Consider the following 21,358-nt stretch of genomic DNA (forward strand, 5'->3'; position numbering starts at 1 on the left):
CAGGGGCGAAACCAGCGGTACGGCAGGGGGAGCTATGGACCGTGAGAACGGCCCGCACGTCCCGGAGCAGCGAGCTCCGCTGACAGGTCGCGTCCGCACGGACGACCTGCGCTTCAGTGTGCTCGGCCCGGTACGCGCCTGGCGGGACGGCACCGCCCTTCCCTCGGGCTCGCCCCAGCAACGCGCCCTGCTCGCCGCGCTGCTCCTGCGCGACGGGCGCACGGCCACGGCCGGCGAGCTGATCGACGCCATCTGGGGCGAGGAGTCCCCCTCGCAGGCACTGGCAGCGGTACGGACGTACGCCTCGCGGCTGCGCAAGGTCCTCGACGCCGGGGTGCTGGTCAGCGAGTCCGGCGGGTACGCCATCCGGACCGCCGACGCCCGAGCCCTCGACCTGAACGTCGCCCAGGAGCTGGCCGCCGAGGCCGACAAGCTGCGGGGCGCGGGCGACCGCGCGGCGGCCAGGTCCCGGCTGAACAAGGCCCTCGGACTGTGGGACGGCGAGGCGCTGGCCTCCGTACCGGGGCCGTACGCCGAGACGCAGCGGGTGCGCCTGGAGGAGTGGCGGCTCCAGCTCCTGGAGACCCGGCTCGACATGGACCTGGAGGCCGGCGCGCACGCGGAGGCCGTCTCCGAGCTGACCGCGCTCACCGCCGCCCACCCGCTGCGCGAGCGCCTGCGCGAACTGCTGATGCTGGCCCTCTACCGCAGCGGCCGGCAGGCCGAGGCGCTGGCCGTCTACGCCGACACCCGTCGGCTCCTCGCCGACGAGCTGGGCGTCGACCCGAACCCGGAGCTCTCCCGCCTCCAGCAGCGGATCCTCCAGGCCGACACCGAACTGGCCCGCCCGGTGGAGGAGTCGGCTCCCGCGCCCGTCGTCTCCCGGCCCGCGCAGCTCCCGGCCACGGTCCCGGACTTCACCGGCCGCAACTCCTTCGTACGGGAGCTGGGCAGACGACTGGCCACGGCCGAGGGCTCCGTGATGGCCGTATCGGCGCTCGCGGGCATCGGCGGCGTCGGCAAGACGACGCTCGCCGTGCACGTGGCGCACGAAGCGCGGCCGCACTTCCCCGACGGACAGCTCTACGTCGACCTCCAGGGCGCCGGTGCCCGCGCGGCGGCCCCCGAGACGGTCCTCGGCGCGTTCCTGCGGGCCCTCGGCACGCCCGACTCCGCGATCCCCGACTCGCTGGACGAGCGGGCGGCGCTCTACCGCTCGACGCTGGACGGCCGGCGGGTCCTCGTGCTGCTCGACAACGCGCGGGACGCGGCCCAGATCCGCCCCCTCCTGCCGGGCACGGCGGGCTGCGCGGCGCTGGTGACCAGCCGCATCCGGATGGTGGACCTGGCCGGGGCGCACCTGGTGGACCTGGACGTCATGTCGCCGGAGGAGGCGCTCCAGCTCTTCACGCGGATCGTCGGCGAGGAGCGCGTCTCGGCGGAACGGGAGGCGGCCCTCGACGTGGTCGCCGCATGCGGCTTCCTCCCGCTGGCGATCCGTATCGCGGCCTCCCGGCTGGCCGCCCGCCGCACCTGGACGGTGGCGGTCCTGGCGGCGAAGCTCGCCGACGAGCGGCGCCGTCTGGACGAACTCCAGGCGGGCGACCTCGCGGTCAAGGCCACCTTCGAACTCGGCTACGGCCAGCTGGAGCCGGCCCAGGCCCGCGCCTTCCGCCTGCTGGGCCTGGCCGACGGCCCGGACATCTCCCTCGCGGCGGCCGCGGCCGTCCTCGACCTGGAGCTGCACGACACGGAGGACCTCCTGGAGGCGTTGGTCGACACCTCCCTCCTGGAGTCGGCGGCCCCGGGCCGCTACCGGTACCACGACCTCGTGCGGCTCTACGCGCGTGCGTGCGCGGAGCGGGACGAACAGCCGCCGGTGGAAAGGGAACTGGCGCTGTCCCGGCTGCTGGACTTCTACCTGTCGACGGCGGCCCGGGTCTACGCGATCGAACGGCCGGGGGAGCGGGTCCTGGACCACATCGAGCGCACCCAGTACCCCGGTCTCGCCTTCGACACCCAGGAAGCCGCCCTGGACTGGCTCTTCACCGAGGCCAACGGGCTCCTCGCCTGCGCCCGCCAGTCCGCCGGCAACGGACTTCTCCGCCGCGCCGCGGACCTGCTGATGGCCGCCGTCGACCTCGCCGAGTCGGGGGCGAACACGCATCAGTTCGCACAGGCGGCAACGACCGTGAGCGAGGCCGCGGCGAAGGCCGGGGAGATGCGGGCAGAAGCCCGGTCACGGACGATGCTCACCCATGTGCACAGCACCTCGGGGCGGTTCGGCGAGGCCGCCGAGGAGGCGCGCCGCGCCCTGGACGCCGGCCTCGCGGCCGGCGACCCCGTCTCGTCCGCGCAGGCGCCCAACCAGCTCGGCATCATCGCGCTCTACGAGAGCCGCCACACGGACGCGGAGAGTCATCTGTCGCAGGCACTCGCCGCGTTCAGGGCCGACCAGAACAAGCCCGGGGAGGCCAGCGCCCTGTGCAACCTGTCCCGGGTGCACCTCGCCATGGGCCGGATCACCAGCGCGGTCGACCTGGCGCGCCAGGGAATCGCGATCTACGAGGAGGCGGACGACGGTCTGCCGCTCCGCCTCGCCAACGGCAAGTACGCGCTGGGTCTGGCGCTCACCGAGGCGGGTGAGACCGGTCAGGCGCGTGCCGTCCTCACCGAGGCGCTGAACGTCTTCCAGGAGAGCCGGCAGAAGCTGTGGCACGGCATGACGCTGTTCCGGCTCGCCGAGGTCAACCTCGCCGAGCGCAAGTCCGCGTCGGCGGCGTCCCACGCGGAACAGGCGCTCGCCGTCCTGCACGGGATCGGCGGCGAATGGCGGCGGGCCAACGTCCTGACGGTGCTGGGGCGCGGCCTGTCGGCGCTGGGGCAGATCGACCGGGCACGCGTGTGCTGGCGTGAGGCTCTGACGGTCTTCGAGGAGCTCGACTCCCCCGAGGCCGGGGACGTCCGCACGCTGTTGCAGCCGGCCGCGGTCGCGTGACGCACCTGGTCGTTCATCAATCGTTTATCGCCGCACGGCACTCTCATGTATGTCGATCCGCCGCGTCGGGGGGCAGACGGATCGCGATGAGGCCCCACCGTTAGGGTGATCGGCCCTGGACGTCCCACCCGGCGATCCACGGGGGAATCGCCGGGCGGGCGTCGCTCTCGCCACGTCCATCAGCTACAGGAGATGACCTTCATGGCCGACAACCTCAAGCCCACCGACGCCCACGCCACGGGCGAGGAGATCACCACGCTGGACGCGCACGCGACGAGCGAGCCCATCAAGCCGCTGGACGCCCACGCGACGAGCGAGCCCGCCAAGCCCGTGAAGCCGCTGGACGCCCACGCGACCGGTGAGCCCATCAAGTAGCGACCCGGGCCGGCCCACGGGGGAACGAGGGCCGGCTCGCGACGGGGGACGGCCCCGGCGGCGCCATCGGGGGAGCCGCCGAAGCCGTGACCGTCCGGAGATCGCCGAAGGCGAAGGCTCGGGGGACGCCCGACGGCCGGGGGGACCGGTCGGGCAGAGCCTGTCGCGTCGAGCGACCGGACGGTGAGGAGGGGCCGGGCATCCGCCCGGCCCCTCTCGCACAGGCCGGGGCATCCCGGCCAATCCCTCGGCCCCACTTGGCCGGAATGTCGCGCAACCGTCGAACTGACGTTCTCGATCGCAGAGGCTGGGACGGCACGCACGCCCCTGTCCGCACAAGGAGTCGCCATGTCCCGCACCGCACGCTTCCTGGCCGGAGCCTTCATCGCCGCGCTGCTCGCCGCCGGCACGGCGGCCCCGGCCCTGGCCGACTTCCACGCCACGGACACCGACCCCCAGGACTTCCACGCCACGGGCACGGGGCCCCAGGACTTCCACGCCACGGGCACGGGGCCCCAGGACTTCCACGCCACGGGCACGGGGCCCCAGGACTTCCACGCGACCTGACCGGGCCGCCGACGCCGACCGCCGTCACCCCCGCGCGTACGTCCCCAGCCCCACCAGGCAGTAGACGTACTCGTTCACCGTCGCCCCGTTGATCGTGTAGCGGTGCGAGAAGGCGTACTGCGTCTTCGGGTTGGCGTTGCAGCGGTTCAGGTCCGAGGTGAGCGGGAACGTCTGGATCACCCGGTAGTGCGCGTCCGAGGCAGAGCAGTCCACCTCGTCGATGTCGCTCACGCTCTGCGCCGTCGTCGAGTCCGGGAGCGTGCCGTTGAGGCAGGTGCCCTTCGTGTACGGGTCCGGCGGGGCCTCCGTCGTCGCCGTGGCGGCCGGGGCGGTGGTCGGGAACGGGGACGGGGTCGTCGTGGTGGCGGCCGGCGGCGAGCCCGCCGTCGGGGTCTCGTCGTCACCGTCGTTCGTGAGGACGAGCGCCGCGATCACCGCGCCGATCACGCCCAGCGTCACCAGGCAGCCCCAGGGACTCGCCTTGCGCGGGGCCTGGGCCGGCCCGGCGACCTGGATGCGCAGGAGCACCGTGCCGGCGCCGACCTCCGCCGGGATCAGGTCGCCGTGGCGGCACGGCGGTATCCGGATGTGCGCGGGTCCGGTCGGCAGCGTGAGGGTGAGGGTCACCCCCGTGGCCGCCTGCTGCGGGGTGAGGGTGATGGGGAGTTCGGGAGACGACACCGGCTGCTCCAGGGGGAGACGAGGGGAAGGGGACGCCGTGCGGTGCGGATTGTTCCCGGCCCCCCCGCCCTGAAGGCGGCGTTCCGCCGGTCAGCGACGATGTTGTGACCTCAGCACCCCCTTGACCACCTTGCCGCTCGCGTTCCTCGGCAGTTCCGCGACGAACTCCACCTCCCTCGGCACCTTGTAGTTCGCCATCTCCCGCCGCGCCCAGGCGATCAGGTCGTCCGCCGTGGCCCTCGCCGACGGCCGCCGCACCGCGAACGCCTTGCCGACCTCACCGAGCCGCGGGTCGGGAACACCGATGACGGCGACGTCGGCGATGTCCGGGTGCAGGCCGAGGAGTTGCTCGATCTCCGCCGGGTAGGCGTTGAATCCGCCGACGATGAACATGTCCTTGATCCGGTCCGTGATCCGCAGGTTGCCCGCCTCGTCCAGGGCCCCGACGTCCCCCGTGTGGAGCCAGCCCTCCGCGTCGACGGCGCGCGCCGTCTCCTCCGGGTCCTCGAAGTAGCCGCTCATCACATGGTGGCCCCGGACCAGCACCTCCCCCGCCGCCGAGAGCCTGACCTCGGTGCCGGGGATCGGGCGGCCGGAGGTGGTCGCGATGACGTCCGCCGGGTCGCCCCTGCGGCACATCGTGACGATGCCGCTCGCCTCGGAGAGTCCGTACGCCGTGAGGACCGTGCCGACGCCCAGCTCGCCGCGCAGGCGCTCCACGAGCCGCAGCGGCACCACGGCCGCGCCGGTGACCACGAGCCGCAGGGCGGAGAGGTCGTACGAGGAGCGGGCCGGGTGGTCCAGCAGCGACTGGTGCAGGGTCGGCGGGCCGGGCAGGACCGAGATGCGCTCGGCGGCGATGTTCGCGAGGGCGGTGTCGACGTTGAAGACGGGCTGCGGCACCATCACCGCCCCGCGCATCAGGCAGGCGATGATCCCGGCCTTGTAGCCGAAGGTGTGGAAGAACGGGTTGACGATCAGATAGCGGTCGCCCTCCCGCAGGCCCGCGAGCTCCGACCAGATGCCGTAGCAGCGCAGCGTCTGCGCGTGCGTGATCACCGCGCCCTTCGGCGCGCCCGTGGTCCCCGAGGTGTAGATGATGTCGGAGGGGTCGGCGGAGTCGATCGCCGCGGCCCGGGCGCGGACCTCCGCCGAGGAGACCGCCTCCCCCTCCGCGAGGAAGTCCTTCCAGGTCGTGTACTCCTCGGGCGCCGCGTCCGCGAGCACCACCACGCGCTCCAGGTGCGGGAGTTCGACCCCGGCGCGGCGCAGGGAGGCGACGTACGAGGTGCCCAGGAAGGTTCCGGTGACGAAGAGCAGCTTCGCCCGGGAGCGGGAGATGACGTACGCCGCCTCCGTGCCCTTGAAGCGGGTGTTCAGCGGGACGAGGACCGCCCCCGCCGTCACCGCCCCGAGCGCCGAGACGATCCAGTCCAGGGTGTTCGGCGCCCAGATCGCGACCCGGTCGCCGCGCTCCACACCTGCCGCGAGACAGGCCGCGGCGGCGCGTTCGACGCGCTCGCCCAGCTCCTCGTACGAGACGCGGGTACGGCCCTCGACCACCGCCTCCGCCGCCCCGTACCGTTCGGCCGCCGAGCGTACGAGCCCCGCTATCGAGCCCCATTCCAGGTCGCCGCGCATCGCAGTCCCTTCCGCCGCACCCGTAGCTGACTATCCGTCAGATTAGCTGTACCCTGACGCGCTGTCAGCAGCTCGCGATCGGGGAGGTTGCAGTGCTCAAGGACGCCACGGCCATCGTCGGGATCGGACAGACACCATTCGCGAAACAGCTCCCCGAGTCCGAGAAGACGCTCGCCTGCCGGGCGATCCTCGCGGCACTCGACGACGCCGGCATCGCGCCTTCCGAGGTCGACGCCTTCGCCTCGTACACGATGGAGGAGACCGACGAGGTCGAGGTCGCCAAGGCCATCGGCGCCGGCGACGTCACCTTCTTCTCCAAGGTCGGCTTCGGCGGCGGAGGCTCGTGCGCCACCGTCGGCCATCTCGCCGCCGCCGTCGCCACCGGCCAGGCGAGCGTCGGGGTGGCGTGGCGGTCACGCAAGCGCGGCAGCGGCCCCCGGCCGTGGAAGAACACCGCCGTGCAGCTGCCCACCCCCGGCCAGTGGACCCGGCCCTTCGGGCTCCTGCGGCCCTCCGACGAGATCGGCATGCTCGCCCGCCGCTACATGCACGAGTACGGCGCGACCCGCGACCACCTTTTCAACGTCGCCCTCGCCTGCCGCAACCGCGCCAACCAGAACCCGGCCGCGATCATGTACGAGCGCCCGCTGACCCGCGAGATGTACATGACCGCGCGCTGGATCAGCGAACCGCTCTGCCTCTTCGACAACTGCCTGGAGACCGACGGCGCGTTGGCGTGCGTGATCGTCGGCGCCGAGCGGGCGCGCGACTGCCGCCAGAAGCCCGTGTACGTCCACTCCGCCGCCCAGGGCCTGCCCTCCCAGCACCACGGGATGGTCAACTACTGGAACGACGACCCGCTCACCGGACCCGCCTGGACCGCCGCCCGGCACCTGTGGAAGCAGGCCGACTTCGGGCCCCAGGACGTCGACGTCGCCCAGATCTACGACGCGTTCACCCCCCTCATACCGCTCTCCCTGGAGGGGTACGGCTTCTGCGACCGCGGCGAGGGGGCCGCGTTCACCGAGGGCGGCGCCCTGGAGATCGGCGGCCGGCTGCCCATCAACACCGGCGGCGGCGGACTCAGTGAGGCGTACGTCCACGGCTTCAACCTCATCAACGAGGGCGTGAAGCAGCTCCGCGGGACCTCCACCGCCCAGGTACCGGACGCCGCCACCTGCCTGGTCACCGCGGGCGAGGGCGTCCCCACATCGGCCATCCTGCTTCGAGCCTGAGGAGTTGAGTCCCACCATGCTGACGCCTGTCGTGGACGAGGACGGCGCCCCCTTCTGGGAGTACGCCGCCCGGGGCGAACTGAGGATCCAGGGCTGCGCCGACTGCGGCGAGCTGCGCTTCCCGCCCCGGCCCTGCTGCCCGCACTGCCAGTCCTTCGCCGCGGAGTGGCGGCTGATGTCGGGACGCGGCCGGATCTGGTCGTACGTCCTGCCCCACCCGCCGCTCCTGCCCGACTACGCCGCCCAGGCCCCGTACAACGCCGTGGTGGTCGAACTCCTCGACGCCCCGCGCATCCGGCTCGTCGGCAACGTCGTCGCCGACGCGGGTGCGGCGCTCGACTCGGTCGACCCGGCCCGGCTCCGGATCGGGGCGGGCGTACGGGTCGCTTTCACCGAGATCGACGGCATGACCGTGCCCCGCTGGCTCCTGGAGCGCGGATGACCCTCACCGTCGTACGCGACAAGGAGACGGGCGTCGCGGTCGTCACCCTCGACCGGGCCGAGAAGCACAACGCGATCACTCTGGACATGGCGCGCCGACTGGCCGACACCTGGCGGGAGTTCAGGTACGAGGACGAGGTGCGGGCGGTCGTCGTCACCGGCGCGGGCACCCGGGCCTTCTGCACCGGAGTCGACCGCTCGGCCGAGGTCCCCCAGCCCTCGTCGCCGTACACGATCGACGATCCGCTCGTCGCCATCGGGCCCAAGGCCAACGACCTGTGGAAGCCGGTGGTCGCCGCCGTGGAGGGGATGGCCTGCGGCGGGGCGTTCTACCTGCTCGGGGAGGCGGAGTTCCTCGTCGCCGGGGAGGACGCGACCTTCTTCGACCCGCACACCTCCTACGGGATGGTCAGCGCCTTCGAGACCATCCACATGGCGCAGAAGATGCCGTTCGGGGAGGTCGCGCGGATGGCCCTGATGGGCACGGCCGAGCGGATCTCGGCCCGCCGGGCGTACGAGACGGGGCTCGTTTCGGAGCTGACGGAGCCCGGCGGGGCGCTGGACGCCGCCCGCCGGGCCGCCGCCGTCATCGCGGCGTACCCGACCGAGGCGGTCCAGGGCACGGTCCGCGCCCTGTGGTCGGCCAAGGAGGCCGCCCGCGCCCAGGCCCTCGCCCACGCGCCGCACCTCGTCACGCTGGGGAACCTGCCGCCGGAGCGGCAGGCGGAGCTGTTCACGAGGAGGGCGGCGGGCTTCCGGACGCGCTAGCGGGGTGGGTCAGCCGATGGTGCGGTCGGCGTCGACGACGACGCACTGGGTGTACTCGGAGCCGTCACCGGTGCCGGTGTACGGGGTCGTCGCCTCGGCCGGCGTCGAGGCGCCGCCCTCGACGCGGACGTCGTCGACCTTGGCCATCGCGATGTTGGCGCTCGGGTCGCCCTTGAACTGCAGGGACACGTCGTAGAGGTACGCCGAGGAGTCGCTGTTGGTGATCGTCACCTTCGCGACCAGGTTCTTGCGGTCGTCGCTGAGCTTGCACTCGTCGATGCGGACGTCGCGCTGGGCCTTGTCCCGCGACGAGCCGCCGACGCCGCCGGTGGTCACGCCACCACTGCTGGAGCTGTTGCTGTCGGAGCCGCCGCTGGAGCTGCTGTTGCTTCCCGAGCTGCTGGAGCCGCCGCCGGAGCAGCTGCCGCCGTGGGAGCCGCGGGCGCCGGTGAGCGCGACCAGAGCGATACCGAAGACGGCGATGGCACGGACATGACGAAGCTTCACGCTTCAACCCCCGTTGAATGTGCGGTGTGCGAATGAGCGGATGCGCCCGCCTTGACGGGCGCACGTCACCCTACTGGACGGAGAGGCCCGCGACTTCACACGTCCGGACCCGGTCGACCGCGCTCGGCGACTCCATCGCGATGTCGAAGACCCTGGTCTCACCCGGCCCCACGGTGACGTCCTCGGACGCCTCGTCCCGCTTCATGCCGCCCGCGTCCTGGAACTCCAGCTCAACGCGGAAGGTCTCCGTCACCGAGGCCCGCGAGGTGATCCGGACACTGGCGGTGGTGTCCGCCTTCCGGGCCGGCCGGCCTTTGCGCTTCTTCTGCGCGAACTTCACACAATCCACCACCGTCACCTCCGCCGGAACGGCGGACGAGGTGACCGTCGGGGACGGCGCGGAGTCGGTCGGGTAGGCATCGGAGCCGCCGGAGCCGCTGCTGTCACCGCTGCTCAGGTCGTGGTCGTAGTCGTGGTCGTCGTTCTTCTTCTTGGAGCTGGAGCAGCCGCCGCCGCTCGAGCCGCCCCGGCTCTTGCCGCCGCTGCCGCCGCTGCTCTTGCCCGTCTGGAAGCCGGTCAGCGCCAGCACGACCACCACGAGCACCGCCGAGAACCGCAGCCGTCGCCCTGCCCTCACCGCGCCCCGCCCTTCCGTATTTCTGTCGTGTCCCTGCCTTGTGCGGGGACACCCTAGCGCCGCGTGGCGGGGCCCCCGCACCCGGCGTAGCGTCGACAGCGAGAGCCGGACCGAAGGAGGCCGATCGATGGTCCGCAACGTCATCGGCTCGGTTCTGGCCCTCGCCGGAGCGACGGCCGCCGTCTGGAGCCCCTTCCGTGCCTGGTACGACGGCCGTCACGGCAGCGAATACCGCATCCAGGACCTGTTCGGCGGCATCACCGAAGCCAAGGCGGACGTGATCGGTTCGATCCTGCTGCCGTTCGCCTTCGCGGCCGTGATCACCCTCGCCGGCGTGGTGTTCCGCTCCCGCCTGCTCGTGGCGATCGCCGGGCTGACCGTGCTGGGCTTCACCATCCTGTGGATGGTCCGCGTCGGCCAGGCCGAGGGCCGCCTGACGATCACCGGCGACGGCACGGGGCTCGGCGACGGCGTCGCGAACGCCCTCGGCGGCGGGGTCCTGCTCCTCCTGGCGTCCCTCGTCATGTCCGGCCGCCGGGCGCCGAGACGGAGCCTGCCCCTCGGCGGGCCGGAGCCCGGACGCCACACGGAGCCCTGGCAGCAGCCGACGGATCACATGCCGCCCGACGGGCCCGTGGGTCCCGACCAGCCGACACAGCCAGGCCACCCGAGGCTGGACGACCCCTACGGCGCGCCCACCCGGACGATGGACGTCCCGCCCTGGGACCAGGACCCGGGACAGCAGCAGCCGCCGCCCAGCCACCGCGCCTGACGCGACGCCCCGACCCGGCGCTCCCCCGGCCCGCGACGCACCCGGCCCGGCGCTCCCCCGACCCGGCGCTCCCCCGGCCCGCGACGCACCCGGCTCGCGACGCCCCGGCTCGTGGGCCGGGGGAGCGGGCTCAGGCCTCGGGGGCTCAGGTCCTGGGTGCCGCCGCCCCGCGCCCGGTCGCCGTGCCCTTCACCGCGTCCAGCGCGTACACGCACCGGTCCTTGCTGCACGCGTACACGACCCCGCCCCGCGCCACCGGCGAGCCGGTGATCTCGCCGCCGGTCGCAAGCTTCCAGCGCAGCTGGCCGCCCGTCGCGTCCAGTGTGTACAGGACGTGGTCCGCCGAGCCGAAGTGCACCCGGCCGTCGGCGACGACCGGCGTACCGGTCAGCTCGCCGCCCGCCGCGAAACGCCACTTCGGCGTGCCGGTGACGGCGTCGAGCGTGTACAGCGCGCTGCCGCTGCCCACGTGGACGTTGCCGTCGACGACCAGGACCGGCTCGGGCGACTGGCGCGACTCGGTCGCGATCCGCCAGCGGTCCTGGCCGGTGGTCGCGTCCAGCGCGTACACCGTCCCGAGGTAGTCGGCGAGGTAGACCCCGCCGCCCGTGACGGCGGGACCGGGCGCGAAGGCCGGCGGCGAGAGGAAGACGGCGGGCGCCTCGAAGTGCCAGCGGACGCGCCCGCCCGCGATGTCGATCGAGAGGACCCGCGTCCCGGCCGCGACGTACACGCAGCCGTCCTCCGCCGGAGTCACCCGCACCGGCACGTTGCCGCACGAGGCGGCGTCGCCGACCGGGTACGACCAGCGCTCCACGCCCGTACGGGCGTCCAGCGCCTGGAGCCGGGCCTCGCGCCACACGTACACCGTGTCGCCGTGCACGGCGGGCCCCGCCTCCGGGGTCTCGAAGTCCGTCTGCGCGCCGGTGATCTCCCACAGCTTGGCGCCGTTGGAGGCCTCCCAGCCCTGGACGCCGCCACCCCGGGTGCCGGTGACGACCGTGCCCCGGTCGACCTTGAGCGAGTACACCCAGGCGTCCGTCTGGAGCCGCCAGCGCTCGCTGCCGTCGGTCGCGTCGAGCGCGTAGAGCGTCGGTCCGTCGGAGGCGTGGATACGGCCCTGGGCCACCGCCATCGACCAGGCGACGTCCCGCGTCTTGAACTGGCGGCGGCCACTGGCCACGTCCAGCGCGTGCACCTCGAAGGAGGTCACGTAGAGCAGGTCGCCGGCGACGACCGGGGTGCCCCAGACGTCGTTCGACATCCGGAAGCGCCAGGGCCGCCAGTGCGCGGGCTCGGGCGCCGCCTCCGCCGCCGGTGCCGGTACGGGGAGCGGGCGGGCGCCCGGCGGCGGGCCGGGCTCGGCGCCGTTCGCGCCGCCGCCGGGCGGGCGGATCCAGCCGGTGGCGGTGTCCGATACCTGGCCGATCGCGGCGCGGGTGTCGGCGACCCGGGGGCCGGGGCCGATCGGGACGGCGGCTCCGGCCAGCCGTACGGGACCGGAGGACTCCGCCGGGGCGGCGTGGCGCCCGCCGACAGGACGCGGGTCGGCGCCGGGGCGCGGGTCGGCGCCCCACTCGGGCGCCTGGCGGGGCGGTCGCGGCGGCGCGGGCGGGGCGGCCGGGGGCGGCGGGGTGCTGGGACGGCCGCCGCGGCGCGTCTCGATCATGGCGGTCGCGGACTGCGGCAGCCACGCCGACGCCGTACCGCTGTCGTCACTGCCCGGGCCGAAGAGATGGGGCGCGAGCTGGGCCTGCAGATCGGCCGGGGAGGGACGGCGCGAGACGTCCATCTGCATACAGGAGTCGATCAGCGGACGCAGCTCGTCGGGGAGCCCTTCCAGGTCCGGGCCCTCCCTGAGCAGCATGAACACCGTCTCGACGGGGTTGGCGCCGTGGAAGGGGGCGTGGCCGGTGGCGGCGAAGACCAGCATCGAGCCCAGCGAGAAGACGTCGCTGGCGCCGGTGACGCTGCGCGAGTCGCGGGCCTGCTCGGGCGACATGTACGCGGGCGTGCCGACGGCGACGTTGGTCATGGTCAGCCGGGTGTTGGAGACCCCGGAGGCGATACCGAAGTCGATCACCCGGGGGCCGTCCTCGACGACGAGGACGTTGGACGGCTTCAGGTCGCGGTGGACCAGGCCCGCGCCGTGGATGGACTGCAGGGCCTCGGCGACCCCGGCGGCCAGCCAGCGCACGGCCTGGGCCGGCAGCGGCCCGCACTCGTTCACTATCTCTTCGAGGGAGGGGGCGGGGACGTAGGCGGTGGCGAGCCACGGCACGGCGGCCCGGGGGTCGGCGTCGACGACGGCGGCCGTGTAGAAGCCGGAGACGGCCCGCGCGGCCTCGACCTCACGGGTGAAACGGACGCGGAACAGCTGGTCCTCGGCGAGTTCGGTCCGCACGGTCTTGATCGCCACACGCCGCCCCGACGCCGAGCGCGCGAGATAGACGAGACCCATGCCGCCGGCACCGAGCCGTCCCAGCACCTCGAAGGGCCCGATCCGTCTCGGGTCGTGCTGCGTCAGCTGCTCCACTTGCCTGCCACCTCCCCGTACGGGCCATGAGAATACGGCCCCGTGGCCCTGATTCTTCCTGTCCGGGGCGACGGTTGCGAACCCGGGGGCGGATCGGGGTGTCTCAGTGCATATCGTCGGACGCGGAGGTCGCACTTTCAGCCGATTCGGCGGATTCGTCGTCCCCCGAACGGGTCGGTGACCCGTTCGCGGGTTCGGGCGAGGGCTCGGCGAGGATCGCGAAGCGGGCGCCCTGGTTGTCGCGGAGGACGGCGATGCGGCCGTGCGGGGTGTCGAAGGGCGGGTTGGTGACCCGGCCGCCGAGCTCGACGGCGGTCGCGCAGGCGGCGTCGCAGTCCGTCACGGCGAAGTAGAGGAGGACGTGTCCCGGCATCTCGGCGGGGAACGCCTCCGTGAGGACGGCCCGGCCGCCGAAGGCGGTGTCGTCCCCGGGGCGGGAGCCGGGCGGGGACCAGACGCGGTAGTCGAAGCCGCCCTCCCTGCCCTCCTCGTCCGCGTCCACCTGGCGGCCGAGGTAGCCGAAGACGGAGGCGTAGAAGGTGTCGACCGTGCCCGGCTCCCTCGTATAGACCTCCATCCAGCAGAAGGACCCGGGGAGCATCGTCTTCTCGAAGCCTTCGTCGTCCCCGGCCTGCCGGAGCCCGAAGACGGCGCCGCCGGGGTCCGCGGCGAGCGCAAGGACTCCGAAGGGGCCCACCGGGTACGGCTCCATGATCATCTGGCCGCCGGCCGCCTTGATCCGGGCCGCGAGCGTGCCCGCGTTCTCGGTGGCGAGGAAGACGGTCCAGGTGGTGGGCATCCTGCCGTCGCGCTTCGGTACGAGTCCGGCGACGCGCCTGCCGTCACTGAGTGCCTCGTCGCGGTCGGGGTCGAAGGTCCAGCCGAAGAGCTCGCCGTAGAAGCGCTTGCCCGCCTCGAGGTCGGGGAGCTGCGCCTCCACCCAGCACGGGGTGCCCTCTGTGAATACGGCCATGGCTCCACGCTAGGCCGGGGGCATCCGCCCCGCACGCCCCATAATCGAACATACCGCCATATAGGGAGGCGGCGAACCCGGCGGCCCCGAGTTGTCCACCGAAGTTGTCCACAGGCTGTTAATAAGCCTTTTCGAATGGAGCTGATCCATCCGCCGGTCCCGACCTCGACGGGGAGGGGTGGACGGGGGTGCACCCCATTTGCAGTCGGCCGAATCGCGCGCCGATCACCCCTCGGTAAGCTGACGGCATGACAGGACAAGTACGTACCGTCGACGGCCGCGTGGCCGGACGACGCGGCCAGGCGACGCGGCAGAAGCTGCTCGACTGCCTCAGCGAGATGCTCAGCTCCTCGCCGTACCGGGACGTCAAGGTCATCGACGTGGCCCGGAAGGCGGGCACTTCACCCGCGACGTTCTACCAGTACTTCCCCGACGTCGAGGGCGCCGTCCTCGAGATCGCGGAGGAAATGGCCAAGGAGGGCGCCGCGTTGACCGAGCTGGTCTCCGGCCGCTCCTGGGTCGGCAAGGCCGGCTGGCAGACCTCCGAGGAACTGGTCGAGGGCTTCCTGGACTTCTGGCGCAAGCACGACGCGATCCTGCGGGTCGTGGACCTCGGCGCCGCGGAGGGCGACAAGCGGTTCTACAAGATCCGCATGAAGATCCTGAACTCCGTCACCAACTCCCTCACGGACAGCGTGAAGGAGCTCCAGTCGAAGGGCAAGGTCGACAAGGACGTCAGCCCCGCGGCGATGGCGGGCTCCCTGGTGGCGATGCTGGCCTCGGTGGCCGGCCACCAGAAGGGTTTCCAGACCTGGGGTGTGAAGCAGGCCGAACTGAAGCCGAACCTGGCGCTGTTGGTGCACCTGGGCATCACCGGCAAGAAGCCGACCAAGTAGCTCCGGCCCCTTTTCCCGTCCGTCCTGTCGCGCCGGCGGCGGTCCCCTTCGCGAGACCGCCGTCGGCGTTTCCCTGTCCGGCGACGGGTGGGACCGGGATCGCCGCCGCCCGGGGACCTCCGCTCCAGGCCCTCTGCTCCGGCACCTCCGCTCGGGGATCGCCGCTCCGGGACCTCAGCGCCTCGTCAGGCGGAAGAGCCTGATCTCGCGCTCCACCCGCTGCTGGTACGTCGCGTAGGGCGGCCAGAAGGCGAGCGCCGCGCGCCACGCCTCCGCCCGCTCCTCCCCCGCCAGCAGCTCCGCCCGCACCGGGATCGCCTCGCCGCGCCAGCTCACCTCCGCGTCCGGGTGTCTCAGCAGGTTCGCCGTCCAGGCCGGATGCCCGTCGCGCCCGAAGTTCGACCCGATCAGGAGCCAGGTACCGGCGGGCTCCGGCATGCACGCGAGGGGCGTCACACGCGGCTGCCCCGACCTGGCACCCTTCGCCGTCAGGACCACCCCGGGCAGCATCTGGGCGCTCAGCAGCACCTTTCCGCGCGTCAGCCGGTGCACGGCCCGGTCCATGGCCGGGATGAAGTGCGGGGCGACCTTCGCGAACGTTCTCGTGGACGACACCTTCTGCATCAGACGCACCCCCACCGGCATCAGGCCGCCACCTCTCCGAAGAGGCCCGTCACCTGGGCCGCCCGCTCGCGCAGCCGGCGCGCGGGACCGAAGAGCAGCTCGTCGGCCGTGGCGCGCTTGATGTACAGATGCGCCTCGTGCTCCCAGGTGAAGCCGATGCCGCCGTGGAGCTGGATCGTCTCGCCCGCGACCGTCCGCAGCGCCTCCAGGGCCGCCGCGAGGGCGAGCGCGCCCGTCGCCGGTTCGCGGGCGGCTCCGTAGGTGAGCGAGCGCGCCGCCTCCACCTGGACGTACAGGTCGGCGATCCGGTGCTTGATCGCCTGGAAGGAGCCGACGGGCCGCCCGAACTGCTCACGGGAGCCGACGTACTCGACCGTGCGGTCCAGGGCGGCCTGGGCCGCGCCGATCGCCTCGGCGGCGAGAGCCGCGGCCGCCGCCCGTCCGGTCGCGGCCAGCGTACCGAGCACGTCGACCGGCTCCTCGCCGAGCAACTCGGCTTTCACGTCACGGAGTTGGATTGCCGCCTGGGAGCGGGTCGCGTCCAGGGTCGGCTGCCGGGTGCGGACGAGTCCGGCCGCCTCTCCGCGGACGAGGAAGAGCAGGGTCCGGCTCCGGGCGAAGCCGCCGGCGTGGGCGGCTACCACGAGCAGCCCGGCGCTGTGCCCGTCGAGGACCTGGGTCACCTCCCCGTACAGCTGCCATCCCTCGTCCGTGGCCCGCGCCTGGACACCGCCGGCCCGGCCGCCGCCCGCGACCCAGGACCGGTTGTCGCCCGTCAGGCCGAGAGCGAGCGCCAGCGAGGCACCGGGGACGGCGAGTGCGCAGGTCAGGGAGCCGTCGGCGATGCGCGGCAGCAGCTCGGCGCGCTGCCGCTCGGCGCCGAGGGCGCGGATCGCCGGGGCGGCGAGGAGGGCGGTGGCGAGGAGGGGCGAGGGTGCCAGCGCCCGGCCGGTCTCCTCGCAGGCGAGGGCGAGTTCGGCGGGGCCGCAGCCGACGCCTCCGTACTCCTCGGGCAGGGCGAGCCCGGGCAGACCCAGGGCGCCGGACATCCGGCCCCACAGATCGGTGTCGTACCCCTCCGGGGTCGCGACGGCGGCGCGGACCTCGGCGGGTCCGGAGCGTTTGGCGAGCAGTTCGCGCAAGGTGCGGCGGATCTCGTCCTGCTCCGCGGTGAAGGCGGCGTCCATGGAGCTCCCCTCCGTATCTGACGGCCCGTCATGCTAGGGCGCCCGGAGGAAGAAACCCAGAGCCTGGAGGGACACGTTGTTCGGCGGGCCCCCTCAGCAGACGTCGCCCGGCGCCGTCGCCGTCGCACGCAGCAGATCCCGTACGAGGGTGAAGTCGACGCGCTCCGGGCGCCGGAACCGCAGGCACCCCTTGCCCATGTCCTGGTCCGCGAGCCGCTCCTCGAAGCCCTCCCGCACGTCCGGTCGCATCAGATAGAAGGAGATGTACTGCTTCTGCGAGGCGAAGGCGATCTCCGGCTCCCCGCCCGGCCGCCGGTACACGGGCATTCCGTAGGCCATGGCCTCCTCGAAGCCGTGGAGTTCGGTGCGGCAGAGCTCGCGCAGGCGCACGAGGGCCGTCAGACGGTCCGGCTCCACGATCTCGGCCAGGTAGGTGTCGACGTCTTCGGCCGTACTCCTCGGCATCGGATTCTCCCTATCTGATGTACCGTCAGATTTATGCCCACCACTTCACGGAACCGCGCCGGGCGCCGCGTCGCCGTCGTCGGCATATCCCTCTCCGACTGCGGCCGGGTCGACGAGGCCACTCCCTACACTCTGCACGCCCAGGCGGCGCGCCGCGCCCTCGCGGACAGCGGACTCGACCGCTCGGTGATCGACGGTCTCGCCTCGGCGGGGCTCGGCACCCTCGCACCGGTCGAGGTCGCCGAGTACCTGGGTCTGCGCCCCCGCTGGGTTGACTCGACCGCCGTGGGCGGAGCCACCTGGGAGGTCATGGCCGCCCACGCGGCCGACGCCATCGCCGCGGGCCACGCCAACGCCGTCCTGCTCGTCTACGGTTCGACCGCCCGCGCCGACATCAAGGCGCGGCGGCGCACGTCGAACCTCTCCTTCGGGGCGCGCGGGCCCCTGCAGTTCGAGGTTCCCTACGGCCACACCCTGATCGCCAAGTACGCGATGGCGGCCCGCCGCCATATGCACCAGTACGGGACGACCCTGGAGCAGCTCGCCGAGGTCGCCGTCCAGGCGCGGGCGAACGCCGCGCTCAACCCGGAGGCGATGTTCCGCGAACCCGTCACGGTCGACGAGGTGCTCGGCGGCCCGGTGATCGCCGACCCGTTCACCAAGCTCCACTGCTGCATCCGCAGCGACGGCGGCTGCGCGGTGCTGCTCGCCGCCGAGGAGTACGTACCGGACACGGCGAAGGCGCCGGTGTGGGTCCTCGGCACGGGCGAGCACGTCTCGCACACCACGATGTCGGAGTGGGAGGACTTCACGGTCTCCCCGGCCGCGGTGAGCGGCCGGCTCGCCTTCGAGCGGGCCGGAGTGCGACCGGAGGACGTCGATCTCGCGGAGATCTACGACGCCTTCACGTACATGACGCTGGTGACGCTGGAGGACCTGGGCTTCTGCGCGAAGGGCGAGGGCGGCCCGTTCGTCGAGGAGAAGGACCACCTGCCGGTGAACACGGACGGCGGCGGACTCTCGGCCTGCCATCCGGGGATGCGGGGCCTGTTCCTGCTGGTGGAGGCGGTACGGCAGCTGCGCGGGGAGGCTCCCGGACTCCAGGTGCGCCGGGCGGACGGGAGCCTGCCGGAGCTGGCGGTGGCGTCGGGGACGGGGGGCTGGTTCTGCTCGTCGGGGACGGTGGTGCTCGGCCGGGGCTGAGGCCGGGCCGCACCGCCGCCCCGGATCTATACATCCGTCATAGACAAGCGTGTAGGACGTCCGTATAGTCATGGGTGCGGGGCCGCCACGGCCCCGCACCCACCCGACGAGGAGTCCCGCCATGACGCACACGCCCGCGAACAAGACGGTCCTCATCTCCGGCGCCTCCGTCGCCGGACCGGCCCTGGCCCTCCAGCTCCACCGCCACGGCTTCACCCCGACCGTGGTCGAACGCGCCCCCGAACTCCGCACCGGCGGCTACAAGGTCGACATCCGCGGCACCGCCGTCGAGGTCTGCCGGCGGCTCGGGATCCTCGACGAGATCCGCGCCGCGTCCACGGACATGGCCGGCGGTTCGTACGTCGACGCCAAGGGCCGCACGGTCGGACAGATGCCCGCGGAGATCTTCGGCGGCCGGGCCGAGCAGGACGACGAGATCATGCGCGGCGACCTCGCCCGGATCCTGTACGAACGGACCCGCGAGAACGTCGAGTACCTCTTCGGCGACTCGATCGCCGCCCTCCACGACGACGGCGACGGCGTCGACGTCACCTTCGAGAGCGGGGCGCGCCGCCGCTTCGACCTGGTGGTCGGCGCGGACGGCATGCACTCGAACACCCGGCGCCTCGTCTTCGGCGACGAGCGGCGCTTCCGGCGCTACCTGGGCGCGTACATCTCGATCTTCACCGGACCGAACCGGCTGGGCCTCACCCGCTGGGAGACCTACCACGCCCGCCCGGACAAGCTGGTCTCCGTCTACAGCACGGCGGGCGAGCAGGCGCACACCGCGAAGAACTGCTTCGTCTTCGCCGCGCCCGGGGAACTCTCCTACGACCACCGGGACCCGGACGCCCAGAAGCGGCTGCTCGCCGACGCCTTCGCGGGTGACGACTGGGAGATCCCCCGGCTGGTCGCGGACGCGGCCGCAGCCGACGACTTCTACTTCGACGCCATCGCCCTCATCGAGATGGACCGCTGGTCGAGCGGCCGCGTCGTCCTCCTCGGCGACGCCGCCCACTGCACCTCCCCCGCCTCGGGCCAGGGCACCGGCCTCGCCCTCACCGGCGCGTACGTCCTCGCGGGCGAACTCGCCGCCGCACACGGCGACCACCGCACGGCCTTCGCCGGGTACGAGCGCGTCATGCGGCCGGGCGTGGAGCTGAACCAGCGGTTCGCGGCCGGCTTCGCGAAGGAGATGACGGTCTCCTCCCGCTGGAAGATCGCCCTGCGCATGCTGATGGTCCGCACGCTCCCCCGCACGCCGTGGAAGAACCTGATCGCCAGGAAGATCCGCGACGACATCCAGCGCGCGTCCCACGCGGTCCCGCTGAAGGAGTACCCGACCGCGCCGGTCCGGCCGGCTACGGCTTGCGGGCCTCGATGAGGAAGCGGGTCGAATGCGCGACGAACGGGCCCTCCCGCTCGATCCGTTCGTGCAGCTCCCGCAGCCGGTCCCGGTACGCCTCCACCGTGAAGCCGGGCACCATCCAGATCACCTTGCGCAGGAAGTACACGACCGCGCCGATGTCGAAGAACTCCGTCCGCAGCGACTGCGGACGCAGATCGACCACGTCCAGGCCGGCGGCGCGCGCCTGAGCGCTCTCGTCGTCGGGGTGACGGCTCCGCCGTACCTCCTCGGGCTGCGGACCGAGGAAGAACTCGACCAGTTCGAAGACCGAGGCGGGGCCGACGTGCTGGGCCAGATACGTCCCGCCGGGACGCAGCACCCGGGCGATCTCGGACCACCACACGGTCGCCGGATGACGGCTCGTGACCAGGTCGAAGGCCGCGTCCGCGAACGGCAGCGGCGGCTCGTCCGGGTCGGCCACGACCACGACGCCGAGCGGATGCAGCAGCCGGGTGGCCTTCACGACGTTCGGCGGCCAGGACTCGGTGGCCGCCAGCACCGCGGGCTTCCCCGCACCGGTCCGCAGGGCACCGGCCAGTACCTCGCCGCCGCCGGTCTGGATGTCCAGCGCGGCCGAGGCCCCGGCGACGCGGTCGCCCAGGATCCGCTGGTAGCCCCAGGACGGGCGCTCCTCGGTGGCCCGGCCGTCGAGCCAGGAGAAGTCCCAGCCCGCGACGGGCGCCGCCTCGGCCTCACCGATCAGGTCCTCGAAGGAACGTGCCATAAGCCCATCATGATGGACACCATGAACGACTCCCGCTTCGACCACGCCCTCCGCTCGCTGAGCGTCTGGGACACCGAGCTTCCCGGCTTCGCCCCCGGGACCGCGCCCGCCGAGCCCCTGCCCCTCTTCCACGACTGGTTCGTGTCCGCGGCCGACGCCGGGCAGGTCGAGCCGCACACCATGTCGCTCGCGACCGTGGACGAGGCCGGCCGGCCCGACGTCCGTACGGTCATGCTGCACGGCGCCGACGAGCGCGGCTGGCACTTCGCCTCGCACTCCACGAGCGCGAAGGGCCGCCAGCTCGCCACCCGCCCCGAGGCCGCGCTCGGCTTCTACTGGCCGCGCCAGGCCCGCCAGGTCCGGGTCCGCGGCCGGGTCTCCACGTCCCCGCGGGACGAGGCGTACGCCGATCTGCACGCCCGCACCACCGGGGCGCTGGCCTCGGCCCTGGTGGGCAGGCAGAGCGAGGTGCTGGAGTCGCAGGAGGAGCTGCGCCGGGTGAGCGAGGCCGCGTGGGAGCGGGCGGAGGCGGAGCCGGGCGCCCACGCCGAGAGCTGGACGCTGTACGTCCTGGAGGCGGACGAGGTCGAGTTCTTCCAGGGCGACGAGCGGCGGCGGCACGTCCGGCTGCGCTACCGCCGCGAGGCCGGCGGCTGGGTCACCGAGCTGCTCTGGCCGTGACCGCCGGCCGGGGCGCACCATGAGAGGAGGAGGTGCGAG

At 73.0% G+C, this 21,358-nt stretch carries 21 protein-coding genes; 11 read left to right on the forward strand and 10 right to left on the reverse strand.

What is annotated here, in order from left to right; all coding sequences use genetic code 11:
• Positions 1-34 precede the first annotated feature (34 nt).
• The 3 genes from afsR (at position 35) to ACZ3IJ_RS18840 (ending at position 3,940) form a co-directional block, all read left to right on the forward strand.
• Positions 35-2,998, forward strand: a complete 2,964-nt coding sequence (afsR, locus tag ACZ3IJ_RS18830) for an SARP-family global regulator AfsR (protein ID WP_467469518.1) — start codon at positions 35-37, stop codon at positions 2,996-2,998.
• A gap of 201 nt (positions 2,999-3,199) precedes the next feature.
• A complete protein-coding gene (locus ACZ3IJ_RS18835; protein ID WP_467469520.1) occupies positions 3,200-3,373 on the forward strand; it encodes a hypothetical protein in 174 nt (57 codons plus the stop codon).
• Positions 3,374-3,721: 348 nt separating this feature from the next.
• Complete coding sequence (locus ACZ3IJ_RS18840; protein WP_467469522.1) at positions 3,722-3,940, forward strand: hypothetical protein; 219 nt, start codon at positions 3,722-3,724, stop codon at positions 3,938-3,940.
• 24 nt (positions 3,941-3,964) lie between these two features.
• On the opposite strand, the gene ACZ3IJ_RS18845 is transcribed toward ACZ3IJ_RS18840, so the two are convergent.
• Both ACZ3IJ_RS18845 and ACZ3IJ_RS18850 read right to left on the reverse strand, forming a co-directional pair.
• Positions 3,965-4,621 carry an LppU/SCO3897 family protein gene (locus ACZ3IJ_RS18845; protein ID WP_467469524.1) on the reverse strand — a complete coding sequence of 219 codons (657 nt, stop codon included), beginning with the start codon at positions 4,619-4,621 and terminating at the stop codon, positions 3,965-3,967.
• A 90-nt stretch (positions 4,622-4,711) separates the two neighbouring features.
• Positions 4,712-6,262, reverse strand: coding sequence for a FadD3 family acyl-CoA ligase (locus ACZ3IJ_RS18850; protein ID WP_467469526.1), 1,551 nt, complete (start codon positions 6,260-6,262; stop codon positions 4,712-4,714).
• Positions 6,263-6,354: 92 nt separating this feature from the next.
• Between ACZ3IJ_RS18850 and ACZ3IJ_RS18855 the strand changes: the two genes are divergently transcribed.
• From ACZ3IJ_RS18855 to ACZ3IJ_RS18865, 3 genes are read left to right on the forward strand one after another with little or no spacing between them, the layout of a single operon-like run.
• Positions 6,355-7,497 carry a lipid-transfer protein gene (locus ACZ3IJ_RS18855; RefSeq protein WP_383288200.1) on the forward strand — a complete coding sequence of 381 codons (1,143 nt, stop codon included), beginning with the start codon at positions 6,355-6,357 and terminating at the stop codon, positions 7,495-7,497.
• 16 nt (positions 7,498-7,513) lie between these two features.
• On the forward strand, positions 7,514-7,939 hold the full coding sequence (locus ACZ3IJ_RS18860) for a Zn-ribbon domain-containing OB-fold protein (RefSeq protein ID WP_467469529.1): 426 nt from the start codon (positions 7,514-7,516) through the stop codon (positions 7,937-7,939).
• A complete protein-coding gene (locus ACZ3IJ_RS18865; protein WP_467469531.1) occupies positions 7,936-8,706 on the forward strand; it encodes an enoyl-CoA hydratase/isomerase family protein in 771 nt (256 codons plus the stop codon). Before ACZ3IJ_RS18860 ends, ACZ3IJ_RS18865 begins: the two co-directional genes overlap by 4 nt.
• Before the next feature lie 9 nt (positions 8,707-8,715).
• Here ACZ3IJ_RS18865 and ACZ3IJ_RS18870 read toward each other — a convergent pair whose 3' ends face one another.
• Positions 8,716-9,213, reverse strand: coding sequence for a hypothetical protein (locus ACZ3IJ_RS18870; protein ID WP_467469533.1), 498 nt, complete (start codon positions 9,211-9,213; stop codon positions 8,716-8,718).
• A 70-nt stretch (positions 9,214-9,283) separates the two neighbouring features.
• Positions 9,284-9,850 carry a hypothetical protein gene (locus ACZ3IJ_RS18875; protein WP_467469535.1) on the reverse strand — a complete coding sequence of 189 codons (567 nt, stop codon included), beginning with the start codon at positions 9,848-9,850 and terminating at the stop codon, positions 9,284-9,286.
• A 127-nt stretch (positions 9,851-9,977) separates the two neighbouring features.
• Here ACZ3IJ_RS18875 and ACZ3IJ_RS18880 point away from each other — a divergent pair, with 127 nt between their 5' ends.
• The gene (locus tag ACZ3IJ_RS18880) at positions 9,978-10,622 is read left to right on the forward strand and encodes a hypothetical protein (RefSeq protein ID WP_467469537.1); all 645 of its coding nucleotides are present in this window, start codon (positions 9,978-9,980) and stop codon (positions 10,620-10,622) included.
• A gap of 145 nt (positions 10,623-10,767) precedes the next feature.
• On the opposite strand, the gene afsK is transcribed toward ACZ3IJ_RS18880, so the two are convergent.
• Both afsK and ACZ3IJ_RS18890 read right to left on the reverse strand, forming a co-directional pair.
• Positions 10,768-13,158: a protein serine/threonine kinase AfsK gene (gene afsK / locus ACZ3IJ_RS18885; RefSeq protein WP_467469539.1), complete on the reverse strand. Its 2,391-nt coding sequence runs from the start codon at positions 13,156-13,158 to the stop codon at positions 10,768-10,770.
• A gap of 103 nt (positions 13,159-13,261) precedes the next feature.
• On the reverse strand, positions 13,262-14,131 hold the full coding sequence (locus tag ACZ3IJ_RS18890; RefSeq protein WP_467469541.1) for a VOC family protein: 870 nt from the start codon (positions 14,129-14,131) through the stop codon (positions 13,262-13,264).
• 248 nt (positions 14,132-14,379) lie between these two features.
• Here ACZ3IJ_RS18890 and ACZ3IJ_RS18895 point away from each other — a divergent pair, with 248 nt between their 5' ends.
• Complete coding sequence (locus ACZ3IJ_RS18895) at positions 14,380-15,027, forward strand: TetR family transcriptional regulator (RefSeq protein WP_352187108.1); 648 nt, start codon at positions 14,380-14,382, stop codon at positions 15,025-15,027.
• 174 nt (positions 15,028-15,201) lie between these two features.
• Here ACZ3IJ_RS18895 and ACZ3IJ_RS18900 read toward each other — a convergent pair whose 3' ends face one another.
• The 3 genes from ACZ3IJ_RS18900 to ACZ3IJ_RS18910 form a co-directional block, all read right to left on the reverse strand.
• On the reverse strand, positions 15,202-15,672 hold the full coding sequence (locus ACZ3IJ_RS18900) for a nitroreductase family deazaflavin-dependent oxidoreductase (protein WP_467469544.1): 471 nt from the start codon (positions 15,670-15,672) through the stop codon (positions 15,202-15,204).
• Positions 15,672-16,838: an acyl-CoA dehydrogenase family protein gene (locus ACZ3IJ_RS18905; RefSeq protein ID WP_467469546.1), complete on the reverse strand. Its 1,167-nt coding sequence runs from the start codon at positions 16,836-16,838 to the stop codon at positions 15,672-15,674. Before ACZ3IJ_RS18905 ends, ACZ3IJ_RS18900 begins: the two co-directional genes overlap by 1 nt.
• Before the next feature lie 93 nt (positions 16,839-16,931).
• Entirely contained in the window at positions 16,932-17,303 is a 372-nt protein-coding gene (locus ACZ3IJ_RS18910; protein ID WP_467469548.1) for an iron chaperone, read from the reverse strand.
• 33 nt (positions 17,304-17,336) lie between these two features.
• Between ACZ3IJ_RS18910 and ACZ3IJ_RS18915 the strand changes: the two genes are divergently transcribed.
• Both ACZ3IJ_RS18915 and ACZ3IJ_RS18920 read left to right on the forward strand, forming a co-directional pair.
• Positions 17,337-18,506: a thiolase C-terminal domain-containing protein gene (locus ACZ3IJ_RS18915; RefSeq protein ID WP_467469550.1), complete on the forward strand. Its 1,170-nt coding sequence runs from the start codon at positions 17,337-17,339 to the stop codon at positions 18,504-18,506.
• 121 nt (positions 18,507-18,627) lie between these two features.
• Positions 18,628-19,890 (forward strand): FAD-dependent monooxygenase, encoded by a 1,263-nt coding sequence (locus tag ACZ3IJ_RS18920; RefSeq protein ID WP_467469552.1) that lies wholly within the window; start codon positions 18,628-18,630, stop codon positions 19,888-19,890.
• Here ACZ3IJ_RS18920 and ACZ3IJ_RS18925 read toward each other — a convergent pair.
• Positions 19,868-20,638, reverse strand: a complete 771-nt coding sequence (locus tag ACZ3IJ_RS18925; RefSeq protein ID WP_467469554.1) for a methyltransferase domain-containing protein — start codon at positions 20,636-20,638, stop codon at positions 19,868-19,870. The genes ACZ3IJ_RS18920 and ACZ3IJ_RS18925 overlap by 23 nt on opposite strands.
• Positions 20,639-20,659: 21 nt before the next feature.
• On the opposite strand from ACZ3IJ_RS18925, the gene ACZ3IJ_RS18930 reads away from it, so the two are divergent.
• Positions 20,660-21,319, forward strand: coding sequence for a pyridoxine/pyridoxamine 5'-phosphate oxidase (locus ACZ3IJ_RS18930; protein WP_467469556.1), 660 nt, complete (start codon positions 20,660-20,662; stop codon positions 21,317-21,319).
• Positions 21,320-21,358 lie beyond the last annotated feature (39 nt).

It is taken from the genome of Streptomyces sp. NPDC013317, assembly GCF_055563155.1.

Excerpts from the sequence above, each read along its gene's own strand:
- ACZ3IJ_RS18860 (WP_467469529.1), top strand. The coding sequence starts at position 7,514 with ATGCTGACGCCTGTCGTGGACGAGGACGGCGCCCCCTTCTGGGAGTAC.
- ACZ3IJ_RS18925 (WP_467469554.1), bottom strand. The coding sequence starts at position 20,638 with ATGGCACGTTCCTTCGAGGACCTGATCGGTGAGGCCGAGGCGGCGCCC.
- ACZ3IJ_RS18850 (WP_467469526.1), bottom strand. The coding sequence starts at position 6,262 with ATGCGCGGCGACCTGGAATGGGGCTCGATAGCGGGGCTCGTACGCTCG.
- ACZ3IJ_RS18835 (WP_467469520.1), top strand. The coding sequence starts at position 3,200 with ATGGCCGACAACCTCAAGCCCACCGACGCCCACGCCACGGGCGAGGAG.
- ACZ3IJ_RS18880 (WP_467469537.1), top strand. The coding sequence starts at position 9,978 with ATGGTCCGCAACGTCATCGGCTCGGTTCTGGCCCTCGCCGGAGCGACG.
- afsR (WP_467469518.1), top strand. The coding sequence starts at position 35 with ATGGACCGTGAGAACGGCCCGCACGTCCCGGAGCAGCGAGCTCCGCTG.
- ACZ3IJ_RS18890 (WP_467469541.1), bottom strand. The coding sequence starts at position 14,131 with ATGGCCGTATTCACAGAGGGCACCCCGTGCTGGGTGGAGGCGCAGCTC.
- ACZ3IJ_RS18910 (WP_467469548.1), bottom strand. The coding sequence starts at position 17,303 with ATGCCGAGGAGTACGGCCGAAGACGTCGACACCTACCTGGCCGAGATC.
- ACZ3IJ_RS18930 (WP_467469556.1), top strand. The coding sequence starts at position 20,660 with ATGAACGACTCCCGCTTCGACCACGCCCTCCGCTCGCTGAGCGTCTGG.
- ACZ3IJ_RS18920 (WP_467469552.1), top strand. The coding sequence starts at position 18,628 with ATGACGCACACGCCCGCGAACAAGACGGTCCTCATCTCCGGCGCCTCC.
- ACZ3IJ_RS18915 (WP_467469550.1), top strand. The coding sequence starts at position 17,337 with ATGCCCACCACTTCACGGAACCGCGCCGGGCGCCGCGTCGCCGTCGTC.
- ACZ3IJ_RS18895 (WP_352187108.1), top strand. The coding sequence starts at position 14,380 with ATGACAGGACAAGTACGTACCGTCGACGGCCGCGTGGCCGGACGACGC.
- ACZ3IJ_RS18905 (WP_467469546.1), bottom strand. The coding sequence starts at position 16,838 with ATGGACGCCGCCTTCACCGCGGAGCAGGACGAGATCCGCCGCACCTTG.
- ACZ3IJ_RS18840 (WP_467469522.1), top strand. The coding sequence starts at position 3,722 with ATGTCCCGCACCGCACGCTTCCTGGCCGGAGCCTTCATCGCCGCGCTG.
- ACZ3IJ_RS18865 (WP_467469531.1), top strand. The coding sequence starts at position 7,936 with ATGACCCTCACCGTCGTACGCGACAAGGAGACGGGCGTCGCGGTCGTC.
- ACZ3IJ_RS18900 (WP_467469544.1), bottom strand. The coding sequence starts at position 15,672 with ATGCCGGTGGGGGTGCGTCTGATGCAGAAGGTGTCGTCCACGAGAACG.